Source organism: Pseudohalocynthiibacter aestuariivivens, from assembly GCF_018457175.1.
GTDB lineage: Bacteria > Pseudomonadota > Alphaproteobacteria > Rhodobacterales > Rhodobacteraceae > Pseudohalocynthiibacter > Pseudohalocynthiibacter aestuariivivens.
Genome location: NZ_JAGFNU010000008.1, coordinates 150571 through 173577, shown reverse-complemented (window position 1 = coordinate 173577; position 23007 = coordinate 150571). Strand labels below are relative to the sequence as shown.

The following is a 23007-nucleotide window of genomic DNA, read 5'->3' as shown; positions in this document are numbered from 1 at the left end:
TTTTCGAAAGATTTTTCATTTATGGCTAATAAACAATTAATTAATTGTTTCCTCTAATGTTGTCGAATCCTCATATTTCGTTAAATATTTTTAATATCGAACATTTTGTGACAACCCTTGCAGGCGTTTTCCGCTGCACACCGGATCAACTGTTTGACAGATGACACATGCTTGTTCAGCTTTGGTTCTAGGAAAAGGAGCGCTGATGGCACTTAGCATGGCACAGAATTTTGCAACGCGTTGGGTTGCAGAACACGCATCGGATTTGTCTGGCTGGACGGCCAAAATCTTTGACTTCGCTGAAACAGCCTGGCGCGAATATCAATCAGCAGACTGGTATGTTGAAAAACTACGCGCCGAAGGGTTCAGCGTAGAGGCAGGATCTGGCGGCATGCCAACTGCGTTTTGCGCAGAATGGCAGAATGGCGATGGGCCAGTCATCGGAATGTACGCTGAATATGACGCAGTGCCCGGGAATTGCCAGGCGGCGAAACCCGAACGCGCGCCACGAACGGGGCTGGGGTTTGCTGCTGGTGGCCACACTGACCCGCATTCTGCCCTTGGGATGTCAGGCCTTGGCGGACTTTTGGCGACAAAAGCAGCGATGGAACATCATGGTATTAAGGGGGGGTTACGGTTCACGGGCGAGCCAGCGGAAAAAGTGCGGGGGTCAAAGCCAATTCACGCGGCCAGAGGCTATTATGACGGGTTGGCGGCGATGTTGTCGTTTCATCCGTTTTACATGCTGCCGATGTGTAACACAGTGCGCTGGGACACACATTGTGGCGCGGCGTATTCAATGATTTATCGATTTATTTGCGATGAACCCGAACGCTGGGGCATGGGCGATGGCGCGCCGATCCCACAATCACATTCCGATGTGCGCGCACCGGGTGCCAACGACGCTTTGGTTGCGATGTATTCAAACAGTCGTTTTTTGCGCGATTCCATGCTGCCGCATCAGGGGGGCTGGTCGATTTCAGAGGCTATCCTCAGCACAGGGCAGGCGACCGCTGACAATCTTCCTGCTTTGATGGCTGACATCCAGTATATGATGCGCGTTCCCACGGTTGCCATGGCAGAACAGGTGACCGCCGCACTTGACCGAAATGCCGAGGCCGCCGCAGCAATGACAGGTTGCCGGGTCGAGCGGCACTGGGTTTGCAAATCTCGTCCCGGTTTGGCGAACCACGCCATGGCATCATTGGTTTGGGAGGCGATACAAGCCGTTGGTGCGCCAAAGTGGGATGACGCCGGATTAGATGCCGCGCGCGCGGTTCAATCTGCCTGTGGATTCGAACCTATGGAGGCGCCTTTGATCGAGGCGTGTCATCAACTGATCGACCCGCAAGAGGCAGAACGGATTTTACGCCAAGACCTTGCACCAAAACAGAAAAACTCAACTTCCGATGACTATACGGACATAACATGGCACACACCTACCGCACGGTTCTACATTGCGCGGCCAGCCCTGAAAGCACCTGCAGGAGCTGCCTATCCAAGTTGGGCGATGAATGCGTTGGGGGGTATTTCGGTAACCATTGACCCCATGGTACAGGCAGCGTCTAAAACGCTCGCCGTTTCGGCCCTTCGGTTGCTGGAAGATAAATCTGCGCGTGATACTGCCTGGGAAGAATTTGAAACCCGAACCGGCGGCGGAGTTGGCGGCGAAAACTGGAGTCCGCCGCTTTGCGATTATGAGCCGCCAATTCATTTTCACTGGCCCGAGTATGTTACCACGGCGCGCGGGCGCGACTGGTGTATACCTTCAGCCGGTGGGCCTGTGTGATCAGACAGAACAGCCGATTGTGTGAAATTTGTCGGGCGTATGTTGGGGGTCACATTTGCCTCTACCCAAAACCTTGCGTAGGTCCTATAGTGCCTGTGGATAACCGGGGATAGGCACCAAGGGAGAGGCTATGCGTTGCCCATTTTGTGGAAATGTAGATACGCAAGTTAAAGATTCACGCCCAGCTGAGGATCATGTCGCCATTCGAAGGCGCCGGTTCTGTCCGGCCTGCGGTGGGCGGTTTACGACCTATGAACGCGTTCAGTTGCGGGACTTGGTGGTGATCAAAACCAATGGACGCAGGGAAGACTTTGATCGTGACAAGCTGGAGCGTTCCATCAGGATCGCCTTGCAAAAACGCCCGGTTGAACCGGAACGCATGGATCAGATGATATCTGGCATTGTGCGACGGCTTGAAAGCATGGGCGAGACCGATATTCCTTCGGGCACCATCGGTGAAATCGTGATGGAATCTCTGGCGCGGATAGACACGGTGGCCTACGTCAGATTTGCCAGTGTTTACAAAAACTTCCAGGCGGCGGACGACTTTGACAAATTTGTCAGCGAATTGCGCCCGCCAAGCCCCTCGGAAGAGTGACCACGTCTGACAAACGCTATATGGCGCTGGCCCTTGGGCTGGCGTCGCGAGGGCTGGGCCAGGTTTGGCCAAACCCCGCTGTGGGCTGCGTGATCGTTAAAGAGGGTCGCATCGCAGGCCGCGGGTGGACACAACCCTCTGGCAGGCCCCATGCCGAAACGATTGCTCTTGAACAGGCCGGATCGCTGGCGAAGGGCGCAACTGCCTATGTGTCGCTCGAACCCTGCGCGCATCATGGAAATACACCGCCTTGTGCGGAGGCATTGGTTGCGGCCGGTATCGCGTGTGTCGTAAGTGCGCTTGAAGATCCCGACCCGCGTGTTGCAGGGCAGGGGCACGAAAAGCTTCGCCAAGCTGGTATTGAAGTTGCAACGGGTGTGATGCACGCCGAAGCGGAAGGCCTAAACCGTGGCTTTCTTTTACGCGTCGAACAAAACCGGCCATTGCTGACGCTGAAGCTTGCCAGCAGTTTTGATGGGCGTATCGCAACCGCGACAGGGGAAAGCAAATGGATCACAGGGCCGGATGCGCGCCGTGCCGTTCATGCGATGCGTGCACGGCACGATGCGGTGATGGTTGGGGCAGGTACTGCACGGGCGGATGACCCGTCGCTGACGGTGCGTGGACTCGGCGTTACGCGCCAGCCTGTTCGTGTTGTCGCGTCGCGCAGGCTCGACTTGCCGCTTTCCAGTCAACTTGCCAGCACGGCAAAAGAAGTTCCGGTCTGGATTTGTCATGGACCCGAAGCCGATTCATCTCTGGTTTCTGCCTGGCAAGGGATTGGTGCGAAAACCTTGGTCTGTAAAACGGTTTCCGGGCAGCTTGATGCTGCATCTATTTTGCAGGCTCTGGCGGAACAGGGTCTTACGCGGGTTTTTTGTGAAGGCGGTGGCGCGCTTGCTGCATCGCTTCTGAGCGCTGATCTCGTTGATGATCTGATTGGCTTTGGCGCGGGCGTGACAATCGGCGCTGAAGGCCAGCCCTCGATTGGGGCTTTGGGCCTTGCCCGGCTTTCCGAAGCGCGCCGTTTCAGGCTGCTCTCCGTTCGTTCAGTTGGCTCTGACATCCTGCATCACTGGACGCGATCCTGAGGCTATCGCCATAAATACGCGTAACTGGAGAAAAGCCCCTGCAGCTTTGAAAGCGTACGATTTAAGGGGCCATGATTTGGCAACTCTCCGGTTTCCAGCCGATCAAGAATAACCTCGATCGGGCAGGGGCGATTTGTGACCGGGTCATGATACCGCGGATAGTCAATAAGCGCGGCATAGGCCAAAGCTTCCAAAGAAACTCTTACATTTCGTCTTGCCGGAACTGGGCCAAAATCCTGTGTCAAACCCCAGCCCGCATAAAACGGCGCACCGAGGCAAGTCACTGGTTTTCCGCGTAATAGTGCCTCAAAACCCAGTAATGACGTCATTGTCCAGACTCTGTTGCACGCCTCGATCAGGGCGATAGGGTCCGTGTCTGACATAACCTGATCCGCATGTCTTAATGCCTCGATCTCAGGGATTGCCCCCTTTCGCAGACCCGCCATGACGTCGGGGTGTGGTTTGTACAGGATCGTGGCATCAGGATTCGCCTCTCGTACCGCTTCCAGCAGTTCGAGATTGCTTTTAATGTCATCACATCCCTTTATGATCGACGCGTCATCTTCAACCTGGCCTGGAACCAGAATAAAGGCGCCTTCCGGAAGGTTCAAAGAGCTATCGGATTTTAGGTTGTACTTCGAAATTCCAGAACGCCTAATGCGTTGTAGAATATCAGTTATCCGACTTTCAGCGCCACTTTCCAATTCGGCCCGCGCTGCGATCATCTTCTCCAGACGGCTCTCGCGTTCCGGGTCATAGTAAATACCCAGATCATCGACAACCAGTGAAAGCGGCGGAACAAGCTCTGCTCCCAACCCTTTGGAACGAAGAAAGCCGTCTTCAATGCGCGCTACAGGTAATTCGTTTGCGGCATTTACCAGTTCGAATGTTTCCTTGCCGGCCCAGACCAACATGTTTCGGCCTTCGGCGCGCGCACGTTCTGCTGCGCGGTTTGGCCTATCTTCAAACCGAAGTTTCCGCGTCTGGCCAAAAAAGGCCTGCAGCGACTTGCGCTTCCAAAGGCGCATGCCGACCGCGACATATCCAGCGTTATCTTCGCGCCATGCGCGTGCCTCTGCGCCTAAGGCGTTCATTGCACCTTCAAGGTCGCAAAGCCGGTCATGGTAAGGGTCGTACCAGGTGGGATAGAGGATCATCGTTGCAGCAAACAGTTGCGCACGCGAAAGCTTGCGTTCACGGCGGGCAACCGGGTTTTCGTCTTGTGTAAGGCCCCAGCCGGAATAAAACGGCTGGCCAAAGACACGCGGTTTGTGACCCGCAAATATTGCCTCAAATCCGAGTTGTGAGGTGACTGTATAGACAGCAACCGCACCTTCCAGCAGTTTCCAGGGCGATACAGCGTTGCTGAGCAGCGAAACCCGGCCACGCGCGTCGGCCGTGTTGAAATGCCCTTCTCGGTGCCCTGCCTGAGTGTCCGGATGGGTTTTGATGACAATGCGCGAGGCCGGGTTCTCCGCCTGTGCAAAAACCAACATTTCGCGGAACATTGCTTCGTTTGCCGCACCGTACGTGATTGAAGCGTCATCTTTTGTTTGGTCGATGACAAGGACGTAACCTGGCTCGGGTACAGGAAGAGACGGATCAAACGCATTGTATTTGGATAGATGGGCGTCACGAAGGCGCGCGATTGCGGCGCGGGCCCTATTAAGAAGTGCTGTATCATCAAGCGCATGCGTTGTCAGCAAATGTTCAAGGTCACTGGGGTGCGCGCTGTCAAAATAAACCCCGCGTTTGTCGAGATGAAGACCAATCGGTGCACTGCCGGATCGCCCCGGGTGGACCGAGCGCAAAAGCGCATCTTCAACACGCAGTATTGGCGTTTCCTGCTCTGCAGCAACTTTTTCACCGCGCGGCGAAGTAGGGCTTTTCCCCCAGACACCAATCATGTCGCCGTTTTTTGGGCGCCCTACACGAATCTTGTAGCCCGAGAGTTCCAGAATGCGACGGACACGCCCTTGCGTGAGGAAGCCACCGTTGTAAACGAGCAATCGCTGAGGAGAGATCTCCTCAGCGACTTCTGTATCGTTTTTCGCTTGCATGAACCGGCTTAGTTTTCAGCCAGAGAGCTTACCGATTCCACAGCTGTGAGTGAGCCGGTGATCGACCCGAGGGTTTTGCTCCACTGTACGAACGGCGCTTCTGTAACATAGACGGTATCGCCATCCCGGATTGAAAAATCCCGTGCCATAAACATGCCCGAAGGTTCCGTTAAATCAAGCACATAGATAACCCGTTGCGCACCAACCAAGTCGTCGCGTCCGAGGACGATATTGGCGATTTCTGCGGGCTCATTTCTGAACACAAAAACACCGGTCGGATCAGCAATTCCGCTTTGCAGGCCGCCGACCTGAGCGATAGCTTCAATCGCAGACATATTTTGACGTTGGAAGTTTACGCGGCTTTGCGCACCGGTTGCGCCAAGCGCGGTAAACGAACGTGTATCCTGTTCGACCAAAATACGGTCACCGGGGCGCAGCGCAATATCCAACTCAGGGTTACTGTAAAGATCTTCAAACCAAATTTGGCCCATAACATCGCCGCGGCTGACCTTGATCAATGCAATTTCGGGTTGGATTGCAATGCCGCCCGCCCGCGCAAGCATTGAAGATAGCGTTCTTGTTGGTCGCTCGATCGGGTAAACGCCTTGGCCAGCGACCCCCCCAACGATAGAAACCGTTGCCCCGTCACCCGCCAACCGGCGGACCATGACCTGCGGGTCTGGTGTCTGGGTATCAAGTTTCGACGTGATCAGACGGCGCAGTGCCTCTGGCGTATTGTCAGCGGCCCGTATGCGTCCGGCGTAGGGTACAAAGATAAACCCGGCGCTATCGACCTGTACCTCTTCCAATGATGCGGGAACACCTGCGGTTGTTAAGATACCGTCGTCCACGTTTTCCCAGAAGCTAAGACCCAAACGGTCGCCCGGGCGGATCGTATCGGACCCAACAAGTCTTGCGTTCTTGAATGCATCCGAGAAGCCGAGCGATGGTGTTACGGCGGTTGCGCGCGTTACCCTGTCGTTCACAGAAATGACAAAGGCATCACCCTGCTGTTGTATCGAGCTGCTATAAATCTCGCGTTTATTCGGGCCCGAACGGGGCAACCCGCACGAAGATACTGTGGCAACAAGCGTGATAAGGGCCACACTTTTAGCCCACCGCGAAGACGTGATTTTCACTGCCCTGCGCTCCTTATTATAAAATTCTGCCTCAACTTTTCGTGCAAACTACGAGAATCTCGTATGAAAAGCTAGTTCGGCCTTTTTCAAGTTTACGTCACCAATCGAAACTGTTGCCGTGGAGTCGCGTTGCCAGAATCGAGTGCATCGTAGGGATCATTGTGTTCCAGCATCATATCAACCACCTGACGCAGCAGTTGTCGTCGCCCACGCGCCGAATAAAAACCACCGGGTACTTGTGATGTTTGTAGCAGGTATTTGCGATAGTCTTTATATGCGCGTGCATCGGGGCCATTTGGATCAGAGAAGAATGCATCAAGCGCTTGGTGAGATACAAATTCTGGTTTGGCGTAGACAGCACTGCCAAAAACTTTGATCGGTAGCCCGCGCCATAGAACCTGTTGCGCAGCGGTCGAGTTTACTGTGACAGCACTTCGGGCGTGGTCCAGCAGCCGGGCGAGTTTTCCGCCACGTACGTAGTGTACCCTGTCTGATACACCGTATTTCGACGCGTCTTTCTTGATGGTCCGGCGTTGTGGTGCGCGTCCGTCTTCAAGAGGATGCGCCTTGAAAACAAGGTGATGATGACGGGGGGCACCCTTGGCGAACCCTTCTATGGTCAGGTCAATGAACTCAGAATTTGAGTCAAACGGGCTATGGTTTTGAAAACTACTGTCATGTTCCAGTTGAAGCAGCGCAAGATGATAAGGAAAACCACCCTGTTTAATGCGCCGAGTTGCCAGAATACGTTTGACTGCGTGCCAAGGCATTAACAGAAGGCTGAGCAAATAAAACTGAAATTCCTTGGTGACGGAAAGCGCCCTGTGGGGGCGGAAATTTTGGTAGGCACCGTTTCGGAACATGACAAACCAATGGTAGAGCGCACCGTAAAACACGTGCTGGCGCATATCACCCCAGTGGGCAGGGACCTCGTGAACATCAAGATCATTGTCAGCCAACGCAGTTTGCATTTCTTTGACGTTGATATTCATCAGGCGCGAATGGCCATTTATCCCGTCCCGTTCATAGGTCACCCAATAGGGCCTTAAGTACCCCTCTTCAAAAACATGAACCGTCAGGTCAGCTGATTTGGCACGTTTGATAGCCTCAGCGTGAATTGGGCGTGTATCCCCGTAAAGCACTATGTCTGTTATGTTTTTTTCTTCAATCAGCGCATCAAAGTGCGTGGGCCATTCCGATTGTGTGCTTTGAAAAGGAATGAAGCTTTTTTTGTCAAACCAGAACGCCTTGTCGCCAGCGTTGAACCCGACACGCCACACGTCTGCCCCTGCGGCGCGCAGCATATTGCCCAGCCGATAGAAAATGGGCCCGTGGGGTCCCTGTAAAAACAGGAATGTTCGGTTGGATCCGGTAATTTTACCCATCATGTCATTTTGCTATCATATCAATCGTGCCGGGCTACAGTACTTTTTGTTCTGTGAGAGGGGCCAAAGTAAGGCGAAAATAGTTAACAAGTCGTTATTTTCTGTGGTGTACAAGGCTTGCGCACATGCAGTGCAAAGGCTAGGTCAATGGACTAGGTCAGAGGGCAGAGAGGGCCAATATGTTTACCGGCATTATTACAGATATCGGACGTATTCTGGAACTGGAACAGCGCGGTGATTTGCGTGCACGGATCGGCACCAGCTACGATATCAGCGGGATCAACATCGGCGCGTCTATTGCATGTGATGGTGTTTGTCTGACTGTTATTGAATTGGGGACGAAACCTCAAAACTGGTTTGATGCCGAAATTTCTGCGGAAAGCGTGTCAAAAACCAATATAAAAAGCTGGACAATCGGCAAGCGCCTCAACCTGGAACGCGCCTTGAAAGTTGGTGATGAACTCGGCGGTCATATTGTTTCGGGGCATGTGGACGGTGTTGCTGAGATTACATCGATGACTGACGAAGGGGACAGTACACGTGTGATGTTCCGCTCACCCACGGAACTTGCAGGTTTTATTGCACCTAAAGGATCGGTTGCGTTAAACGGCACCTCCCTGACCGTGAACGAAGTAGAGGGTGTAAACTTCGGTGTGAACTTCATTCCACACACTAAAATTGCGACAACATGGGGTGATGTTTCGGTCGGTGATATGATCAATCTCGAAATTGATACGCTTGCCCGCTATGTTTCAAGGCTTCGGGAATGGAACGCTGCATGAACCTGATTGGTCACAACAACGGTCCCACGATCGAGAAAGGTCAGGGCTGGCGCGCACATTGCTGGAAAAAAGCACGCCGTGAGTTGCTACCGCAATTGCCGCTCGAAGTGATCCGAATGCGCGTGAAGCGAGCGAAACAACTTGGGCTGGAATATAAAACCTACGCGTCGCTTCGCTCTGCCTCGGGCCGGGATGTTATCGCGTTTCTGTTTTCCTCGAATTCTTTGCGTATATTTAAGACGAACGAAGCTTTGCCGGAAGACCGGGAAGCCAGGCTGAAAGCTGTTCAGAAATGCGGTAAGTTACTGCTTGTTTCCAAGCCCCTTCAGCCAGAGATCACAAAGGCGCGGATATTACAGGACCATGGCATTGTTCTGGATGATGTAAAATCGGCACCTCGGTTCACAGACGGCTGGGCTGAGGTTAAGTCGGGCGTACGCGCCGTGCTTGATCCGATGAAGTTACCCGGTGCCGCAGTTGTCATGGTCGGAGACACAAGCTGGGAACGCGAATGGACTGTTGCAGGTAAGCTTGGTTCCTATCTGCCTGCTGAAATTTTCTTTGGCGACAGAACAAACTGATAATCTGCCCAGCGGGCACTACGAGATAGAAAGTTAAAGCGGATGGCCGAAGGCAACTACAGCGACCATATTTCTCCAATAGAAGATATCATCGAAGACGCCAGAAACGGGCGTATGTTTATTCTGGTCGATCATGAAGATCGCGAAAACGAAGGTGATCTGGTGGTTCCTGCAGAAAAGGCGACGCCAGAGGCTATTAATTTCATGGCAAAACACGGGCGCGGGCTTGTCTGTCTGACGCTGACGGGTGAGAGGATTGACGCGTTGGGTCTGCCTTTGATGGCGTCTTACAATTCTTCGCGTCATGAGACCGCTTTTACAATCTCGATTGAAGCGCGCGAAGGTGTAACCACCGGCATATCCGCGCATGACCGGGCGCACACGGTCGCCGTTGCAATCGATGAAGCAAAAACAGGTGCGGATATTGCAACACCTGGTCATGTCTTCCCGTTGCGCGCGCGCGATGGCGGGGTTCTTGTACGCGCGGGACATACGGAAGCAGCAGTAGATGTAAGCAGGCTCGCGGGTCTTAATCCCTCTGGCGTGATCTGTGAAATCATGAACGAAGACGGGAGCATGGCCCGGTTGCCAGATTTAGTCGGCTACGCGAAACAACACGGCCTTAAGATCGGAACGATCAGCGATCTGATTGCCTATCGGTTGCGTCACGACAACCTCGTTCGCGAAACTGTGCGGCGCGACGTTACATCGGCTTATGGTGGAGAATGGGAGTTGCGGGTCTTCACAGATCAGGTTGAAGGAACAGAGCATGTCGTGTTGTCCAAGGGTGACATCACAACACCGGAGCCGGTTCTGGTGCGAACGCACGCGCTGAAAGTGCTTGAAGATGTTCTTGGGCTTGGCCCAAGCGCGCCCGATGAAATGGCGCTGGCAATGGAACGTATTGCAGAGGCTGGGCGTGGTGCCGTAATCCTGTTCCGCGAGGCGCAACCCAAGTTGCATCTTGACGAAGCCGCAACCCCGCGCACCCTGCGCCACACAGGGCTTGGTGCGCAGATCATGTCGACCATGGGTTTGCGGAAAATCATTTTGCTTAGTGATTCACCCATGCCGAAAGTGATTGGTCTTGAAGCCTATGACCTGGAAATTGTGGGGACGCATCCCATCACCGGTGATGGCAGCAAGGAGTAAAACTGATGGCCACTGCAGAGCAGCATTACATCCTTGAGCGACCAAGTTTTGACAAACCCGTCAAACTGCTGATCGTCGTGGCACCCTACTACAAAGACATCGCCGATAATCTGGTTGCCGGTGCAAAAGCGGAAATTGAAGCTGTGGGCGCAGGCTGGGATATTGTGGAAGTGCCCGGCGCGCTTGAAGTTCCAACGGCAATCGGCCTTGCCGAACGACTTTCAAATTATGATGGGTTTGTTGCGCTCGGATGTGTCATTCGAGGCGAAACCACGCACTATGATACCGTTTGCAACGACAGTTCACGCGCTTTGCAATTGATGGGGCTGCAAGGTGTTTGCATCGGAAATGGCATACTGACGGTTGAAAACCGCAAGCAGGCCGACGTGCGCGCCGATGTCAAAGATCAGAATAAAGGGGGCGGGGCGGCGGCGGCAGCCTTGCATCTCGTTGCGCTTTGTCGCAAATGGGGTCGCCAAAGCAAGGATGTGGGTTTTAAACCTTCACCAGACAGCTTTCGGATAGCCGATGAACAAAGCAGGCCTAAAAAAGTATGACTCAAGACCGCGGCACTCAAAGGCGGCAGATGCGCGCCGCAGCACGATACTATGCCGTACAGGCGCTGTTTCAGATGGAACAGTCCGATAGCAGCGTTGATGATGTACGTCGCGAATTTGAAGATTTCCGGTTTGGGGAAATCTTTGAAGACGTTGAAATGGCCGAAGGCGATGTGAAGCTGTTTCGTAAGCTGATTGAAGACGCAGTCACGCATCAGTCAAGGATCGATCAAATGACAGACCGCGCTTTGGTCGCCAAATGGCCAATCGCGCGGATTGATCCAACCCTGCGCGCGCTGTTTCGCGCGGCTGGCGCCGAGCTTTGCGAAGGCGCCGCACCTCCGAAAGTTGTGATTAACGAATTTGTCGATATTGCCAAGGCGTTTCATCCAGACGGGAGAGAGCCCAAATTTGTGAACGCTGTTCTGGACCATATGGCGCGTGAAGCGAAATCCGACGCGTTTTAAACAGATGGCGCACTGAAGTTTTTCTGACGGCAGAGCCAAACAGGTTTTTTATTTTTTATATAGCGCTACTTTCAAATTGAGGCGTGCAAACGCACCAAATCTTTTGGCACTTCGTGCGGTTTGCGTTTCGCGCGAAGATATTTAGAGGATAAAGAAATGTGCCTGAATTGTTTCTTTTTCCCATAAATATCCCCGCCGGAGGCTAATATCACCCAAAGGGCGAAAACAAAAACGGTGCGGAACACACCTCGATTTTGATTATTTTTGGCAGGACAGTTATTTAGGCCCCAGTGGTGCGCTGCGACCAATAAGCACGTTTATTTTGGTTTTGATTCCAATATCTTTAGGGGAGCGCGTGCTTTGGAGAGGGTGCTATGCCTAAGCTTGTTCGTCTTTACATCATTCACGTCTTGATTGGATTCTTGCTTTCAGCGGTATTCGTTGCGTTGCTGTTAGTAAGTAATGTTGGCAATCTTTGGCACCTGATCTCAACCAGTTCTATGGGTTTGGTTGCGGTTGTTATGCTGTTCGTGTTCAACGGAATCGTTTTTGCAGGTGTGCAATTTGGTTGGGCGATTATGCGAATGTCGTCTGATGATACCCCGTCTGGCGGAACCCGGATGCGTATTAAACGCCCAATTGGCGGCCCGATCAGGGTTCAGGCTGAGGTAAAATCAAAACCTTGGTAGACGTGAGTGGCGGGCCCGCCGCAGCCGTTGAGGTAAGCTAATTCCCGAGGACCTGGTTTTACAGGTGGGCGCCGGGTAATCGGACCAGGATCTGAACAGAGCCAGCTCCCTCGGAGTTGCTTAAGGCCACTGGAATTTGACCTCAGGATACGAGAAGGGCAGAACCCGCCGATCCCCTATCTATGGGTGTCGGAGCTGCGGGGCAAGGTCATGCTTGCTTATTTTACAAAAGCGTCGCGGTGAATTGTTTTTGGGTTTCGCAATGTGGCGTTTGAAATGAGTCCGTCGACGTGTTTTGAAAAACAACTTGCTTAATGTTCCCCTATTGTTCATGTTTTTTCTATGATTGAGACGCTTAAGCCTGGTCAATTGCTTGCGCGCGGTGTGTGTCGGCACCTGCGGCAGCATAACTTTGTTTCAATAGAAGAATTTGTCCCGGAACGGGGTTTGCGCGTTGATATTATGGCGCTGGGTCCGAAAGGTGAAATTTGGGTGGTTGAGTGTAAATCGAGCCGCGCTGATTTTCAGACCGATCAAAAATGGCAGGGATATCTTGATTGGTGTGATCGATATTTTTGGGCCGTAGATGAGGCGTTTCCGACAGAGTTGCTGCCAGATGAAACCGGGCTTTTGATTGCTGACGCTTATGACGCAGAAATCATTCGCATGGGACCGGAAGAGAAACTAGCAGCCCCGAGGCGCAGGCAATTGACCCATAAGTTCGCGCGTCATGCAGCACAGAGGTTGCTCGACTTCCGTGATCCGGGCGTTGCGGCTATTTCTGTGCTTTGACTGCCTCTGCAGCGACGCGCAGTTCCTCAGCGATCTCAAGCGCCTCTTCCGGATCAAAATCCAGCGGGAGTTCGACGCCTTCTGCCTCAATGTAAATCCGGACCATTCCAAGTGATGTAGGTCCTATTTGAAGATTTGCGGCGGCGTCGCTTTCGCTGTCGATACCCATAGGCGTGTCTCCTCTTTATAGGTGCGACCTAGCGCCAAGAGTGAGGGCTGGCAAGACGACAAAAGCTTGACTTAGGCAAGGAAACTGGCAATCGTGATCTTAAATCTGGAGGGATTGATGAACACTGTTTCCCGAATTCGAGCATTCAACAGGTTTTACACACGACATCTGGGTCTTCTTGAGAAGAGTTATCTGGGCAGCGGTCACAGCCTGAGCGAAGTTCGCGTCCTGTACGAGATTTCAAACAACCAAGGAATGACCGCACGGCAGTTGATAGAGAGCTTAAATTTAGACGAGGGATACCTGAGTAGAATTTTAAAACGTCTGGAAACAGAGGGTTGGATTGAGAGGGCGCAGTCGAAAAAAGACCGACGCCAATGGCTTTTGGCCATGTCGCCTGCAGGGTACGAAAAGATTGCAACGCTTCAACATCGATCAAACAGCGAAATTGAAACCATGTTAAGGCCGATTTCAGAAAACGATCAGTCCGCATTAACGGGCGCGATGGCAACGATAGAGAACGTACTGACGAAACAACAGCAATGCGATGTCCAGTTTCACGATCTGAGAACTGGTGATGTGGGCTGGATTATTATGCGTCACGCAGAGCTTTATGCCGAAGAAGAAGGGTTTAAAGCGGAGTTTGAGGTGCTCGTCGCTGAGATTTTGGCGGCGTATATGCGAAATCACGATCCTGATTGTGAGAGAGCCTGGATCGCAGAGCAGGGTGGTCAAAGGCTTGGCTCTATTTTTTGCGTCCGTCAAAGCCGGAAAGTCGCAAAACTGCGGCTGTTTTTTCTGGAGCCACAGGCGCGCGGTCTTGGCCTTGGGCAAAAAATGCTGGACATGTGCATGGGTTATGCACGTGGCAAAGGCTACGAGAAAATGGTGCTCTGGACGCACGAAAGCCACGAGGCCGCCTGTGCCCTCTATCGCAAGTTTGGCTTTGAACTGATTGACAGCAAACCTGAACGGTCCTTTGGTCGGGATCTCGTCACGCAGAACTGGCAGATTGCGTTATAAAGCAATTCATATGCTTGTTCTTCAATCTGGCACTTGCATTAAAAGAGAGCTAACGCTAAATCACGGCGTGTGCCGCCTTAGCTCAGTAGGTTAGAGCGCTTGATTGTGGATCAAGAGGTCCCCCGTTCGAGCCGGGGAGGTGGTACCATTCTCAAACTTGTAAAGATCGCCTCTACCCGAACGGTCATTGCTTTCTTTGGCGGGCAGGCGTAAGAGGCACGCTTCCCTGCTGGCTAAACCCGCTTCCGTATCTGAAAGACCCGAAATGACTGAATTTGAAGGCATCCCCGCGCCGCTGTCCCGAGCGCTGGTCGCGCGTGGATACACAGCGTTGACTCCGATACAGGAAGCGATCTTGGAGCCAGACCTCGAAGAGCGCGACCTGCTGGTCTCTGCTCAGACGGGTTCGGGCAAAACAGTTGCATTCGGGTTTGCGCTGGCGCCAACGTTGCTGGGGGAAGAAGAACGTTTTGAGCGGGCAGGGGCTCCTCTGGCTCTGGTCGTTGCGCCGACGCGCGAACTGGCTTTGCAAGTCGAACGTGAATTGCAGTGGTTGTTTGCGGAAACAGGTGCACGCATCGGTTCTTGTGTCGGTGGGATGGACATGCGCACGCAAAGGCGGATGCTCGACAAGGGCGCACATATTATCGTTGGAACGCCGGGTCGTTTGCGCGACCACATTGAACGCGGCTCTCTTGATATGAGCGAGCTGCGCGCTGCGGTTCTCGATGAAGCAGACGAAATGCTTGACCTCGGGTTTCGCGAGGACCTGGAGTTTATTCTGGGTGCGGCTCCGGAAGACCGGCGTACATTGATGTTTTCTGCAACCGTGCCAAAGCAAATCGCACAACTTGCGCAGACCTATCAAAACAATGCGCGGCGTATTTCAACAACTGCAGAGCAGAAACAGCATGTCGATATTGAATACCGCGCGCTGGTGACAACGGATAAAGATCGTGAAAACGCCATTATTAACGTGCTGCGCTACTATGATGCGCCAACAGCCATCGTTTTTTGTGCAACCCGAGCGGCGGTGACGCATTTGACTGCGCGGTTCAACAACCGCGGTTTTACTGTCGTCGCGTTGTCTGGAGAATTGAGCCAGACAGAGCGCAGCCATGCCTTGCAAGCCTTGCGGGACGGACGTGCTCAGGTCTGTATTGCAACGGATGTTGCGGCGCGTGGGATCGACCTGCCGGGGCTCGAGCTCGTCGTGCACGCTGACCTGCCGCAAAACAAAGAAGCATTGTTGCACAGATCAGGCAGAACTGGCCGCGCTGGCCAAAAAGGGGTTAGCGCGATTATTGTTCCCGTCCGGGCGCGCAAGAAAGCAGAGCGCTTGCTGCAATTTGCCAAAATCAACGCCTCTTGGGCAAACCCGCCCACCGCCGCCGAGGTCAGCGCGCGGGATGACGAACGCTTGATTGCAGATATGGCTGCTGCGGCCAGTTCAGAGTTGGAACTGACCACCTTGACGAAAGAATTACTGGAACGGTTTTCACCGGAACAGATTGCGACGGCCTATGTTCAATTGCATCAGTCGCGCAGATCAGCGCCAGAAGAATTACAAACACTCGATCTTGGCGCAGCGCCGGAACAGCGCAAAGCGCGTGAAGGATTTGCAAAAAGCACCTGGATCAGGCTTTCGATCGGGCGTGATCAGCGTGCAGAGCCGCGCTGGATTTTACCGATGCTGTGCCGTGCCGGAGACATTACCAAGGACGATATTGGTGCGATCCGGATGCAGCAGAATGAAACCAGCGTAGAGTTGGAACATAGCATCGCCGAAAAATTCTTTGGGTCCCTTGGCCCGAAGGCCGAACTGGAAGATGGCATCAAAGTAACGGAAATGGATGGTCCGCCAGCGGGTCAATCTAGTTTTAAACCTCGCGATGGAGCGCCAAAAGAAAGGTACAAGAAGCCTTTCGGCAAGCCTCGTGGTGACAAAACGAATGAAGAACGGGTTAAGCCCGGTAAATTTACAAAGCCCGGAAAACCCGAGAAAGCAGAACGCGCGCCACGGCCTGCGTATGCGGACAAGCCCCGTGCCAAGCCAGCAAAGCAATGGGAGTCGAAATTTGGGGGCGCAGCCGACGCAGCACCGCGACGTCCGGGTTCTGAGGCATCAAATAGAGCTGAGCCAGCAGAAAATGCGCCGCGCAAAGCACGCCATGTTTCAAAAACCCCGGGCGCAAAGTACAGTGGGAAGCCAGGCGTAAAATCTGATGCGAAATCTGGTGGTTTTGGTGACAAACCTGCGGGCAAGCCTTTTACGAAATCGGGCCCTAAACCTGCGGGAAATGCAGGCGGAACACCGCCTGGCAAACCGAAGCGTAAGGGAAGCGCCTACAGCGACCCCAGCAAGTCGTTCAAAGCGCCAAAATCAAAAGCGCGCGCAGGCGGATCAAAACCAAAAAGCAAGATCAAACCACGCGACTAGGGTTCTATACGGATCGTCTGGCGCAAGGTGCCAGACGTGCGATCAAAGATCAGGATTTCGTCGCTTGCGGTGACGACTGCATACCAGTCGCGCCCTTGTGTAAAGGCTGTGGCTGTGGTGCCATCCGGTAAAGTGATTGCCTCTGGTAGTGGTGCAGACTGAGCTACAGGTTTCTCACTGAAGCGGATGACAAACAACGCGATGATGATTACAAGTCCCGCAATCATAGTGCCGGTCAGAACGGTCACCAACAGGCGCAGAAATTTCAGGTTTGCCGGAAGCTCTTCCGGTGTCGGAGCATCGTCCATGGCCAAGCCATCCCTTTCTATCATCACGGTCGTGATTGCGGCTGATCCGCCGCCCCGCCTTGATAAGGCGCTTTCGCGTGACGTGCCAGAGGAAGCGTCGCTTTCGCGCTCAAGGCTGGTGAAACTGATCGGGGCGGGTGCCGTGTCGCGGGGTGGTGAAAAATTGACTGACCCCAAGGCAAAGGTTTCCGAAGGAGATGAGATTACCATAGAAATTCCGATTGCGGAGGAAACCCACATGAAGCCCGAGGATATCGCGCTTGATGTGGTCTATGAAGATGACGATCTTATTGTTGTGAACAAACCTGTTGGCATGGTCGTTCATCCGGCACCGGGAACACCATCGGGTACGCTGGTAAATGCGCTGCTCGCGCATTGCGGTGATACGCTGTCGGGCGTTGGCGGGTCTAAACGCCCTGGAATCGTACACAGGATCGACAAAGATACCTCTGGTTTGCTCGTCGTTGCCAAATCAGACAAGGCGCATCATGGGCTGGCTGAGCAGTTTGAAAAACATAGCGTTGAACGGCACTATCTGGCGGTTGTTTACGGTGCACCGGACGCTGCGGACCCGCGTGTGCGTGGCACAAAAGGCGTTAGCTTTGAAACTGGCAACATCATGCGGATTACAACACAGCTCGCGCGTCACAAACATGATCGCCAGAAACAGGCAGTTCTTTTTTCAGGTGGACGTCATGCGGTTACACGTGCGCGGATTGTCGAAACCTTTGGTACGCCGACTGTTGCGTCTCTGGTGGAATGCTGGCTGGAAACAGGTCGGACGCACCAGATCAGGGTTCATATGGCGCATGCGGGGCATGGCCTTATAGGGGATCCAACCTACGGAGGGCGGCGCAAACTGGCGCTGAAGGCCGTGGGCGAAGCAGGAACCGAGGCCGCCAAACATTTTCCGCGTCAGGCGCTGCATGCTGCGACTTTGGGGTTCAAGCATCCTGTTACAGGCGAAGTGCTTCGCTTTTCAGCCCCTTTACCGGATGATATGCAACAGTTGGTCGCTTCATTGCGGGGTGAAACATCCGTAACAGTTTCGCGATAATACGTTTCAATCACTGGCATTTGACATCTGGTGTTCACAGTTTGTGGTAATCTTGTTTGGTAACGATTTCGACCTTGAAACCGAGTGCTTGGATACTTAGTTAATGCTATGTTAATGCCCTATACATGAGGGCAAGAGGAAGGAATAGGGGCCGCAAAATGAGCAATTATACAACGCTACCGGCACCATCGCCGGAACAAGGCTTGAACCGCTATTTACAGGAAATCCGTAAATTCCCGCTTTTGGAGCCGGAAGAAGAATACATGCTGGCCAAAAGCTGGGTCGAACGCGAAGATAGTGAAGCCGCGCACAGGCTCGTCACATCGCACCTGCGTTTGGCCGCAAAGATTGCGATGGGTTACCGTGGCTACGGGTTGCCGCAAGCAGAAGTGATTTCCGAGGCGAATGTTGGCCTGATGCAGGCTGTGAAACGCTTTGACCCGGAAAAAGGCTTTCGCCTCGCGACTTACGCGATGTGGTGGATTCGCGCCTCGATTCAGGAATATGTGCTGCGCTCCTGGTCACTTGTAAAGCTTGGGACGACATCGGCACAGAAAAAGCTATTTTTCAATCTGCGCAAGGCCAAAAGCCGTATCGGCGCTTTGGAAGAAGGGGATCTTACGCCTGATCACCTCACCAGAATCGCGACGGATCTGAATGTGACCGAAAACGAGGTCATCTCGATGAACCGGCGTCTGTCGGGCGGGGACGCGTCATTGAACGCTGTAGTCGGCTCTGAAGGCGAAGGCACGATGCAATGGCAGGATTGGCTGGAAGACGAAGACGCTGATCAGGCAGGTGACTATGAGGCGCGAGACGAGCTTGAAGTTCGGCGCGAACTGTTGTCAGAGGCCATGGATGTGCTGAATGAGCGCGAGCGTGACATTCTTATGCAGCGCCGCCTGCAAGACCAGCCGCTTACGCTGGAAGAACTTTCAGGCCAATATAACGTTAGCCGCGAACGTATTCGCCAGATCGAAGTGCGCGCTTTTGAAAAGCTGCAAAAACGTATGCGTGAATTGGCCCGCTCAAAGGGTATTCTGGAAAGCACCTAAAAATTGCCCGGCCAGTGGAAGCTTTGAGAGCATCTGGCCGGGCTTTTTGTATCTTGCATAGCAATGAGAAACTTCTTGGTTTTGGCGTCTCAGCCTTCCATTGCTTCAAGCTCGTCAATCATACCTGAAATCATTGAGAGCCCCTTTTCCCAGAATTTCGGGTCAGAGGCGTCAAGACCGAAGGGTGCAAGCAGTTCTTTGTGATGCATGGAGCCACCTGCTTTCAGCATCTTGAAATACTTCTCCTGAAAGTCTGCATCACCTTCTTCGTAAACCGCATAAAGCGCATTCACGAGGCCGTCGCCAAAGGCATAGGCATAAACGTAAAACGGCGAATGCACAAAATGCGGAATATAGCTCCAGAAGGTTTCATAGCCGTCCATGTACTCGAAAACAGGACCCAGACTTTCGGCCTGAACAGACATCCAGAGCGCGTTGATATCTTCGGGCGTCAGTTCACCACCAGCACGGGCAGCGTGAAGTTTGCACTCAAAATCATAAAACGCAATCTGGCGGACCACCGTGTTGATCATGTCTTCGACCTTGCCGGCCAAAAGCGTTTTACGCGCTCCGTCGGTTTTTGCGCCTGCCAGCAGTTTGCGGAAGGTCAGCATTTCGCCAAAAACGCTTGCGGTTTCAGCCAAAGTAAGCGGCGTTGACGACAGAAGTTCGCCCTGATCTGCAGCAAGAACCTGATGTACGCCGTGCCCAAGTTCATGCGCCAGCGTCATCACATCGCGGGGTTTACCAAGATAGTTCAGCATCACGTAGGGATGCACGTTGGTTACGGTCGGGTGTGCAAAGGCACCGGGGGCTTTGCCGGGTTTTACTTCGGCATCAATCCAGCCGTCGGTAAAGAATGGCTTGGCGATTTCGGCCATTTCGGGTGCAAAATCAGAATAGGCGTCGAGCACTGTTTTCTCAGCCTCGTCCCAGCCAACGATCTTTTCGTCTTCGACGGGCAGGGGGGCGTTCCTGTCCCAGACCTGCATTTTATCAAGCCCAAGCCATTTCGCTTTCAGCGCGTAGTAACGGTGCGAAAGTTTTGGATAAGCGGCGACAACCGCATTGCGCAGGGCTTCGACAACCTCGGGTTCCACATGGTTTGACAGATGGCGCCCTGTCTGTGGTGTTTCCATGCCGCGCCAGCGGTCTTCGATCTCTTTTTCCTTGGCTAATGTGTTGTGGACGCGGCCAAAAAGTTTCACGTTTTCACCAAATACCCGCGCCAGTTCACGTGTCGCAGCCTCGCGTTTGCTGCGATCCTGATCTGTCAGGAAATTGAGCGTTGCTTCGATGTTCAGCTCTTCGCCTTCAATTTCGAACGTGAGGCCGGCAATGGTTTCATCAAACAGCTTGTTCCAAGCCGAAGACCCGACGCTGGATTGATCGTGCAAAAATTTTTCAAGCTCATCCGAAAGCTGGTAAGGCTTCATCGTGCGCAAACGGTCGAAAATAGGTTTGTACCGCGCAAGCGCGGCGTTCTTGTCAAACAAAGCCTGAAGCGCGCTGTCATCTAGCCTGTTGATTTCAAGCGAGAAAAACACAAGCTTCGAGGTGAAATCGGTAATCTTTTCCTGACAGTTTTGCATGAACTGCGCACGCCCACCGTCCGTTGTAAGCTGGTAATAGCGTAGACCCGCAAAAGACATGACGCGCCCGGCAATCATTTCAATCTTCTCGTAGGCTTCGATGCATCCGAGCAGGCCATCAGCATTAAGCGTGTTCAGTTTACCTTCGTAGCTCTCAGCGAAGTCTGCACAGGCTTTTTCCAGCCAGGTCATATCGTTCGTCAGTTCGACAGCGTCTTCACCCTTGTAAAGATCGCTGAGATCCCATTCAGGCAGCTTCCCCAGGTTTCCGCTGGCCGGGCTGGCGTTGGCATCAAAAACGGGGCAGGGCAGATCAAAACGCATTGGAACCTCATCTATGTTTCAGAACCAGAGATAGGGCGCGTTGCCGGGGGGGTGCAAGTCGCCATTCTGAATTGTCACTAAGAATTTGAGAAAACTTACCTGTTTCCGGCAAAAAATGCGGTGGTTTGATCGGTTATGGACCGTCTCGTTTCCGGCCCTTCCATCATGACCTCATGTTCAGCGCCATCAACAATTACGAACTGCCCTGATGGCCAGTTTGCCATTCTTTGGTGTACGGCCTTGCTATCTACAATGCGTTCGTTGCTGCCAAGAAACGTCAAAACCGGTGTATCGGGTGCAGACATCAAGCCCAGAGAGCGCGTTTCAGTCAGCGCTTCGTACAACCATTGCAAGCTTGGCCCACCGAGGGCGAGGTCTGGGTGTTTCGCAACCTGATCCTGCATGTATTTATACATGTCAGCATCCGTGGTTAGCAGGTTATTCTCATACTGTGCTGCCGAGACATAGGTTTCAGGTCTCGTGCCCGGTGCGTATTTGTGCCCAAATCCAAGCTGCGCACCCGCCCAGGACAAAGCCCAGGCGGCGGGTCGCACAGGTGGCCCCATGAGGATGCCCCACATAGGCGCACTGAACATCGCTGCTTTGACATCAAAGCCTTCGATTAGCGATCGAAGCCCAATGCAGCCTCCCATGGAGTGTGCGGCAAGGTAGTAGGGTTCCGGTAAACCAAGGGTGCGCGCAGCCTTAACAACAGCGTCAACGTCATACTGGTAGTCCTTGAACTCAACGACATGGCCGGTAGCCGGGTCATCAAGCGACCGGTCGGCCAGGCCTTGTCCACGCCAGTCGATAGATAGCATTGCATAGCCGCGCGTGGCAAAGTCACGCGCGGTCCGGCCGTATTTCTCGACGTATTCCGTCCGGCCCGGGAACAGCAAAATTGTACCCTTGTTGCCTTTGTCCCAGACCCCAATCCGAATACGTACGTCATCGACAGTGTTCAGCCAGTAGGCTGCGCCTCCATCCGGTGCATCGGCGACATCTGAGTAAAGCGGGGCCGGTTGCATCGCTTAGCTCAGCACAGCGCCAAGCTGCATTGCAAGGCCCATATCGCCGTCAACGCTCAGTTTGCCAGTCATAAATGCGGTGGTTGGGTTTACGTCACCATCCAGAATACCTTTGAAGGTATCTGCGTCGGAACTCAGCGTAACCTCTGCCTCTTCGTCACCCGCGCGGGCGCCATCAGAATCGATCATAAGCGCGCCTTCGCCCTCGATCACAAATTTTGCTGTTCCGCTAAAACCGGCAATACCTTTTCCGTTCAATGTGGCTACAGCTGCCTCAACAACATCGCTCATGCGCGATCCTCCAATTGTGAACTGCGGGTTCTGGATTTCCCCGACAGTTAGGTTACACTCGCACTCGTTATGAGCGTATTTTTCAACATACTCAAACCTATCGTTGCGTTATTTTGCGTATTGTTAACTTTTTCTGTACCTGTTCGGGCTGAAGAGGGTCTGGATGATCTTTTTACGCTTCTCGCACAGCCTGATTTACAGAATTGGGAGGTTGTGGAGGAAAAGATCTGGCAAGAATGGTCGCGTAGCGGATCGGCCTCGATGAATTTGCTGCTTCAACGCGGCAATCAGGCGCTTGAGGAAGAAGATTACGAGGCCGCCATAGAGCATTTAACTGCTCTCATTGATCATGCGCCAGATTTTGCCGAAGGGTGGAACGCACGCGCGCGCGCTTATTATCAGATAGGTCTGTATGGTCCTGCAATGGCTGATCTTTACACCACGCTTTCCTTAAACCCGCGCCATTTTGCAGCCCTCACTGGATTGGGCGTGATGCTCGAAGACCTTGAAAGGCCTTCAGAGGCGCTGGCTGTTTTTCGTCAGGTCACCGCTATACATCCGCATCGTCCTGACGTAATTACTGCCATCGAACGGCTTGAAAGCCAGGTGGATGGTCAGGATATCTGACGACAGCTAAG

23 protein-coding genes and 1 tRNA gene are annotated in these 23007 nt (G+C 53.3%); 16 read left to right on the top strand and 8 right to left on the bottom strand.

The genetic code is table 11. The features are described 5' to 3' along the window. Positions 1-205 precede the first annotated feature (205 nt). The 3 genes from J4E70_RS13110 (at position 206) to ribD (ending at position 3478) form a co-directional block, all read left to right on the top strand. Positions 206-1789, top strand: a complete 1584-nt coding sequence (locus J4E70_RS13110; protein ID WP_213890042.1) for a zinc-binding metallopeptidase family protein — start codon at positions 206-208, stop codon at positions 1787-1789. Between the two features lie 130 nt (positions 1790-1919). Then, complete coding sequence (gene nrdR, locus J4E70_RS13105) at positions 1920-2387, top strand: transcriptional regulator NrdR (protein ID WP_213890041.1); 468 nt, start codon at positions 1920-1922, stop codon at positions 2385-2387. Further along, positions 2384-3478: a bifunctional diaminohydroxyphosphoribosylaminopyrimidine deaminase/5-amino-6-(5-phosphoribosylamino)uracil reductase RibD gene (gene ribD / locus J4E70_RS13100; RefSeq protein WP_247077957.1), complete on the top strand. Its 1095-nt coding sequence runs from the start codon at positions 2384-2386 to the stop codon at positions 3476-3478. The genes nrdR and ribD overlap by 4 nt, the downstream gene beginning before the upstream one ends. Positions 3479-3480: 2 nt before the next feature. Here the strand turns inward: ribD and J4E70_RS13095 are convergent, their stop codons facing one another. From J4E70_RS13095 to J4E70_RS13085, 3 genes are all read right to left on the bottom strand, one after another. Further along, positions 3481-5538: a capsular polysaccharide biosynthesis protein gene (locus tag J4E70_RS13095; protein WP_213890040.1), complete on the bottom strand. Its 2058-nt coding sequence runs from the start codon at positions 5536-5538 to the stop codon at positions 3481-3483. 8 nt (positions 5539-5546) lie between these two features. Next, positions 5547-6677 carry a polysaccharide biosynthesis/export family protein gene (locus J4E70_RS13090; protein ID WP_213890039.1) on the bottom strand — a complete coding sequence of 377 codons (1131 nt, stop codon included), beginning with the start codon at positions 6675-6677 and terminating at the stop codon, positions 5547-5549. 92 nt (positions 6678-6769) lie between these two features. Beyond that, positions 6770-8062: a capsule biosynthesis protein gene (locus J4E70_RS13085; protein WP_213890127.1), complete on the bottom strand. Its 1293-nt coding sequence runs from the start codon at positions 8060-8062 to the stop codon at positions 6770-6772. A gap of 179 nt (positions 8063-8241) precedes the next feature. Between J4E70_RS13085 and J4E70_RS13080 the strand changes: the two genes are divergently transcribed. From J4E70_RS13080 to J4E70_RS13050, 7 genes are all read left to right on the top strand, one after another. Beyond that, positions 8242-8844, top strand: coding sequence for a riboflavin synthase (locus J4E70_RS13080; protein ID WP_213890036.1), 603 nt, complete (start codon positions 8242-8244; stop codon positions 8842-8844). Further along, positions 8841-9425, top strand: coding sequence for a hypothetical protein (locus J4E70_RS13075; RefSeq protein ID WP_213890033.1), 585 nt, complete (start codon positions 8841-8843; stop codon positions 9423-9425). Before J4E70_RS13080 ends, J4E70_RS13075 begins: the two co-directional genes overlap by 4 nt. A 42-nt stretch (positions 9426-9467) precedes the next feature. Beyond that, entirely contained in the window at positions 9468-10577 is a 1110-nt protein-coding gene (ribB, locus tag J4E70_RS13070; RefSeq protein WP_213890032.1) for a 3,4-dihydroxy-2-butanone-4-phosphate synthase, read from the top strand. A 5-nt stretch (positions 10578-10582) separates the two neighbouring features. Further along, complete coding sequence (locus J4E70_RS13065; protein ID WP_213890031.1) at positions 10583-11134, top strand: 6,7-dimethyl-8-ribityllumazine synthase; 552 nt, start codon at positions 10583-10585, stop codon at positions 11132-11134. After that, positions 11131-11601 carry a transcription antitermination factor NusB gene (nusB, locus tag J4E70_RS13060; protein WP_213890030.1) on the top strand — a complete coding sequence of 157 codons (471 nt, stop codon included), beginning with the start codon at positions 11131-11133 and terminating at the stop codon, positions 11599-11601. Before J4E70_RS13065 ends, nusB begins: the two co-directional genes overlap by 4 nt. A gap of 374 nt (positions 11602-11975) precedes the next feature. Further along, the gene (locus J4E70_RS13055) at positions 11976-12290 is read left to right on the top strand and encodes a hypothetical protein (RefSeq protein WP_213890028.1); all 315 of its coding nucleotides are present in this window, start codon (positions 11976-11978) and stop codon (positions 12288-12290) included. A 342-nt stretch (positions 12291-12632) separates the two neighbouring features. After that, positions 12633-13082 carry an MmcB family DNA repair protein gene (locus J4E70_RS13050; protein WP_213890027.1) on the top strand — a complete coding sequence of 150 codons (450 nt, stop codon included), beginning with the start codon at positions 12633-12635 and terminating at the stop codon, positions 13080-13082. Here J4E70_RS13050 and J4E70_RS13045 read toward each other — a convergent pair. Continuing rightward, positions 13066-13251: a DUF6324 family protein gene (locus tag J4E70_RS13045; RefSeq protein ID WP_213890025.1), complete on the bottom strand. Its 186-nt coding sequence runs from the start codon at positions 13249-13251 to the stop codon at positions 13066-13068. The genes J4E70_RS13050 and J4E70_RS13045 overlap by 17 nt on opposite strands. Before the next feature lie 117 nt (positions 13252-13368). Here J4E70_RS13045 and J4E70_RS19620 point away from each other — a divergent pair, with 117 nt between their 5' ends. From J4E70_RS19620 to J4E70_RS13030, 3 genes are all read left to right on the top strand, one after another. Then, positions 13369-14274, top strand: a complete 906-nt coding sequence (locus J4E70_RS19620; protein ID WP_213890019.1) for a GNAT family N-acetyltransferase — start codon at positions 13369-13371, stop codon at positions 14272-14274. A gap of 71 nt (positions 14275-14345) precedes the next feature. Then, positions 14346-14422: transfer RNA gene (locus J4E70_RS13035), tRNA-His, on the top strand. 117 nt (positions 14423-14539) lie between these two features. Continuing rightward, positions 14540-16714 (top strand): DEAD/DEAH box helicase, encoded by a 2175-nt coding sequence (locus J4E70_RS13030; protein ID WP_246531743.1) that lies wholly within the window; start codon positions 14540-14542, stop codon positions 16712-16714. Here J4E70_RS13030 and J4E70_RS13025 read toward each other — a convergent pair. Then, positions 16711-17022 (bottom strand): DUF6476 family protein, encoded by a 312-nt coding sequence (locus J4E70_RS13025; RefSeq protein ID WP_213890018.1) that lies wholly within the window; start codon positions 17020-17022, stop codon positions 16711-16713. The genes J4E70_RS13030 and J4E70_RS13025 overlap by 4 nt on opposite strands. On the opposite strand from J4E70_RS13025, the gene J4E70_RS13020 reads away from it, so the two are divergent. Both J4E70_RS13020 and rpoH read left to right on the top strand, forming a co-directional pair. Continuing rightward, positions 17021-18079, top strand: coding sequence for an RluA family pseudouridine synthase (locus J4E70_RS13020; protein WP_213890017.1), 1059 nt, complete (start codon positions 17021-17023; stop codon positions 18077-18079). The two genes, J4E70_RS13025 and J4E70_RS13020, sit on opposite strands and share 2 nt — an antisense overlap. A 158-nt stretch (positions 18080-18237) precedes the next feature. Next, entirely contained in the window at positions 18238-19134 is an 897-nt protein-coding gene (gene rpoH, locus J4E70_RS13015; protein ID WP_213890016.1) for an RNA polymerase sigma factor RpoH, read from the top strand. Positions 19135-19223: 89 nt separating this feature from the next. Here rpoH and J4E70_RS13010 read toward each other — a convergent pair whose 3' ends face one another. From J4E70_RS13010 to J4E70_RS13000, 3 genes are all read right to left on the bottom strand, one after another. Then, entirely contained in the window at positions 19224-21050 is a 1827-nt protein-coding gene (locus J4E70_RS13010; protein ID WP_213890015.1) for a M3 family oligoendopeptidase, read from the bottom strand. A gap of 95 nt (positions 21051-21145) precedes the next feature. After that, complete coding sequence (locus J4E70_RS13005; protein WP_213890014.1) at positions 21146-22078, bottom strand: alpha/beta fold hydrolase; 933 nt, start codon at positions 22076-22078, stop codon at positions 21146-21148. 3 nt (positions 22079-22081) lie between these two features. Further along, the gene (locus J4E70_RS13000; protein ID WP_213890007.1) at positions 22082-22369 is read right to left on the bottom strand and encodes an SCP2 sterol-binding domain-containing protein; all 288 of its coding nucleotides are present in this window, start codon (positions 22367-22369) and stop codon (positions 22082-22084) included. 69 nt (positions 22370-22438) lie between these two features. Between J4E70_RS13000 and J4E70_RS12995 the strand changes: the two genes are divergently transcribed. Then, a complete protein-coding gene (locus J4E70_RS12995; RefSeq protein ID WP_213890005.1) occupies positions 22439-22996 on the top strand; it encodes a tetratricopeptide repeat protein in 558 nt (185 codons plus the stop codon). Positions 22997-23007: the final 11 nt, after the last annotated feature.

Excerpts from the sequence above, each read along its gene's own strand:
- J4E70_RS13010 (WP_213890015.1), bottom strand. The coding sequence starts at position 21,050 with ATGCGTTTTGATCTGCCCTGCCCCGTTTTTGATGCCAACGCCAGCCCG.
- J4E70_RS12995 (WP_213890005.1), top strand. The coding sequence starts at position 22,439 with ATGAGCGTATTTTTCAACATACTCAAACCTATCGTTGCGTTATTTTGC.
- ribB (WP_213890032.1), top strand. The coding sequence starts at position 9,468 with ATGGCCGAAGGCAACTACAGCGACCATATTTCTCCAATAGAAGATATC.
- J4E70_RS13085 (WP_213890127.1), bottom strand. The coding sequence starts at position 8,062 with ATGGGTAAAATTACCGGATCCAACCGAACATTCCTGTTTTTACAGGGA.
- J4E70_RS13025 (WP_213890018.1), bottom strand. The coding sequence starts at position 17,022 with ATGGACGATGCTCCGACACCGGAAGAGCTTCCGGCAAACCTGAAATTT.
- J4E70_RS13055 (WP_213890028.1), top strand. The coding sequence starts at position 11,976 with ATGCCTAAGCTTGTTCGTCTTTACATCATTCACGTCTTGATTGGATTC.
- J4E70_RS13095 (WP_213890040.1), bottom strand. The coding sequence starts at position 5,538 with ATGCAAGCGAAAAACGATACAGAAGTCGCTGAGGAGATCTCTCCTCAG.
- J4E70_RS13110 (WP_213890042.1), top strand. The coding sequence starts at position 206 with ATGGCACTTAGCATGGCACAGAATTTTGCAACGCGTTGGGTTGCAGAA.
- J4E70_RS13000 (WP_213890007.1), bottom strand. The coding sequence starts at position 22,369 with ATGAGCGATGTTGTTGAGGCAGCTGTAGCCACATTGAACGGAAAAGGT.
- J4E70_RS13030 (WP_246531743.1), top strand. The coding sequence starts at position 14,540 with ATGACTGAATTTGAAGGCATCCCCGCGCCGCTGTCCCGAGCGCTGGTC.
- nusB (WP_213890030.1), top strand. The coding sequence starts at position 11,131 with ATGACTCAAGACCGCGGCACTCAAAGGCGGCAGATGCGCGCCGCAGCA.
- J4E70_RS13065 (WP_213890031.1), top strand. The coding sequence starts at position 10,583 with ATGGCCACTGCAGAGCAGCATTACATCCTTGAGCGACCAAGTTTTGAC.
- rpoH (WP_213890016.1), top strand. The coding sequence starts at position 18,238 with ATGAGCAATTATACAACGCTACCGGCACCATCGCCGGAACAAGGCTTG.
- J4E70_RS13075 (WP_213890033.1), top strand. The coding sequence starts at position 8,841 with ATGAACCTGATTGGTCACAACAACGGTCCCACGATCGAGAAAGGTCAG.
- J4E70_RS13080 (WP_213890036.1), top strand. The coding sequence starts at position 8,242 with ATGTTTACCGGCATTATTACAGATATCGGACGTATTCTGGAACTGGAA.
- nrdR (WP_213890041.1), top strand. The coding sequence starts at position 1,920 with ATGCGTTGCCCATTTTGTGGAAATGTAGATACGCAAGTTAAAGATTCA.
- J4E70_RS13045 (WP_213890025.1), bottom strand. The coding sequence starts at position 13,251 with ATGGGTATCGACAGCGAAAGCGACGCCGCCGCAAATCTTCAAATAGGA.
- J4E70_RS13050 (WP_213890027.1), top strand. The coding sequence starts at position 12,633 with ATGATTGAGACGCTTAAGCCTGGTCAATTGCTTGCGCGCGGTGTGTGT.
- J4E70_RS13005 (WP_213890014.1), bottom strand. The coding sequence starts at position 22,078 with ATGCAACCGGCCCCGCTTTACTCAGATGTCGCCGATGCACCGGATGGA.
- J4E70_RS13020 (WP_213890017.1), top strand. The coding sequence starts at position 17,021 with ATGGCCAAGCCATCCCTTTCTATCATCACGGTCGTGATTGCGGCTGAT.
- J4E70_RS19620 (WP_213890019.1), top strand. The coding sequence starts at position 13,369 with ATGAACACTGTTTCCCGAATTCGAGCATTCAACAGGTTTTACACACGA.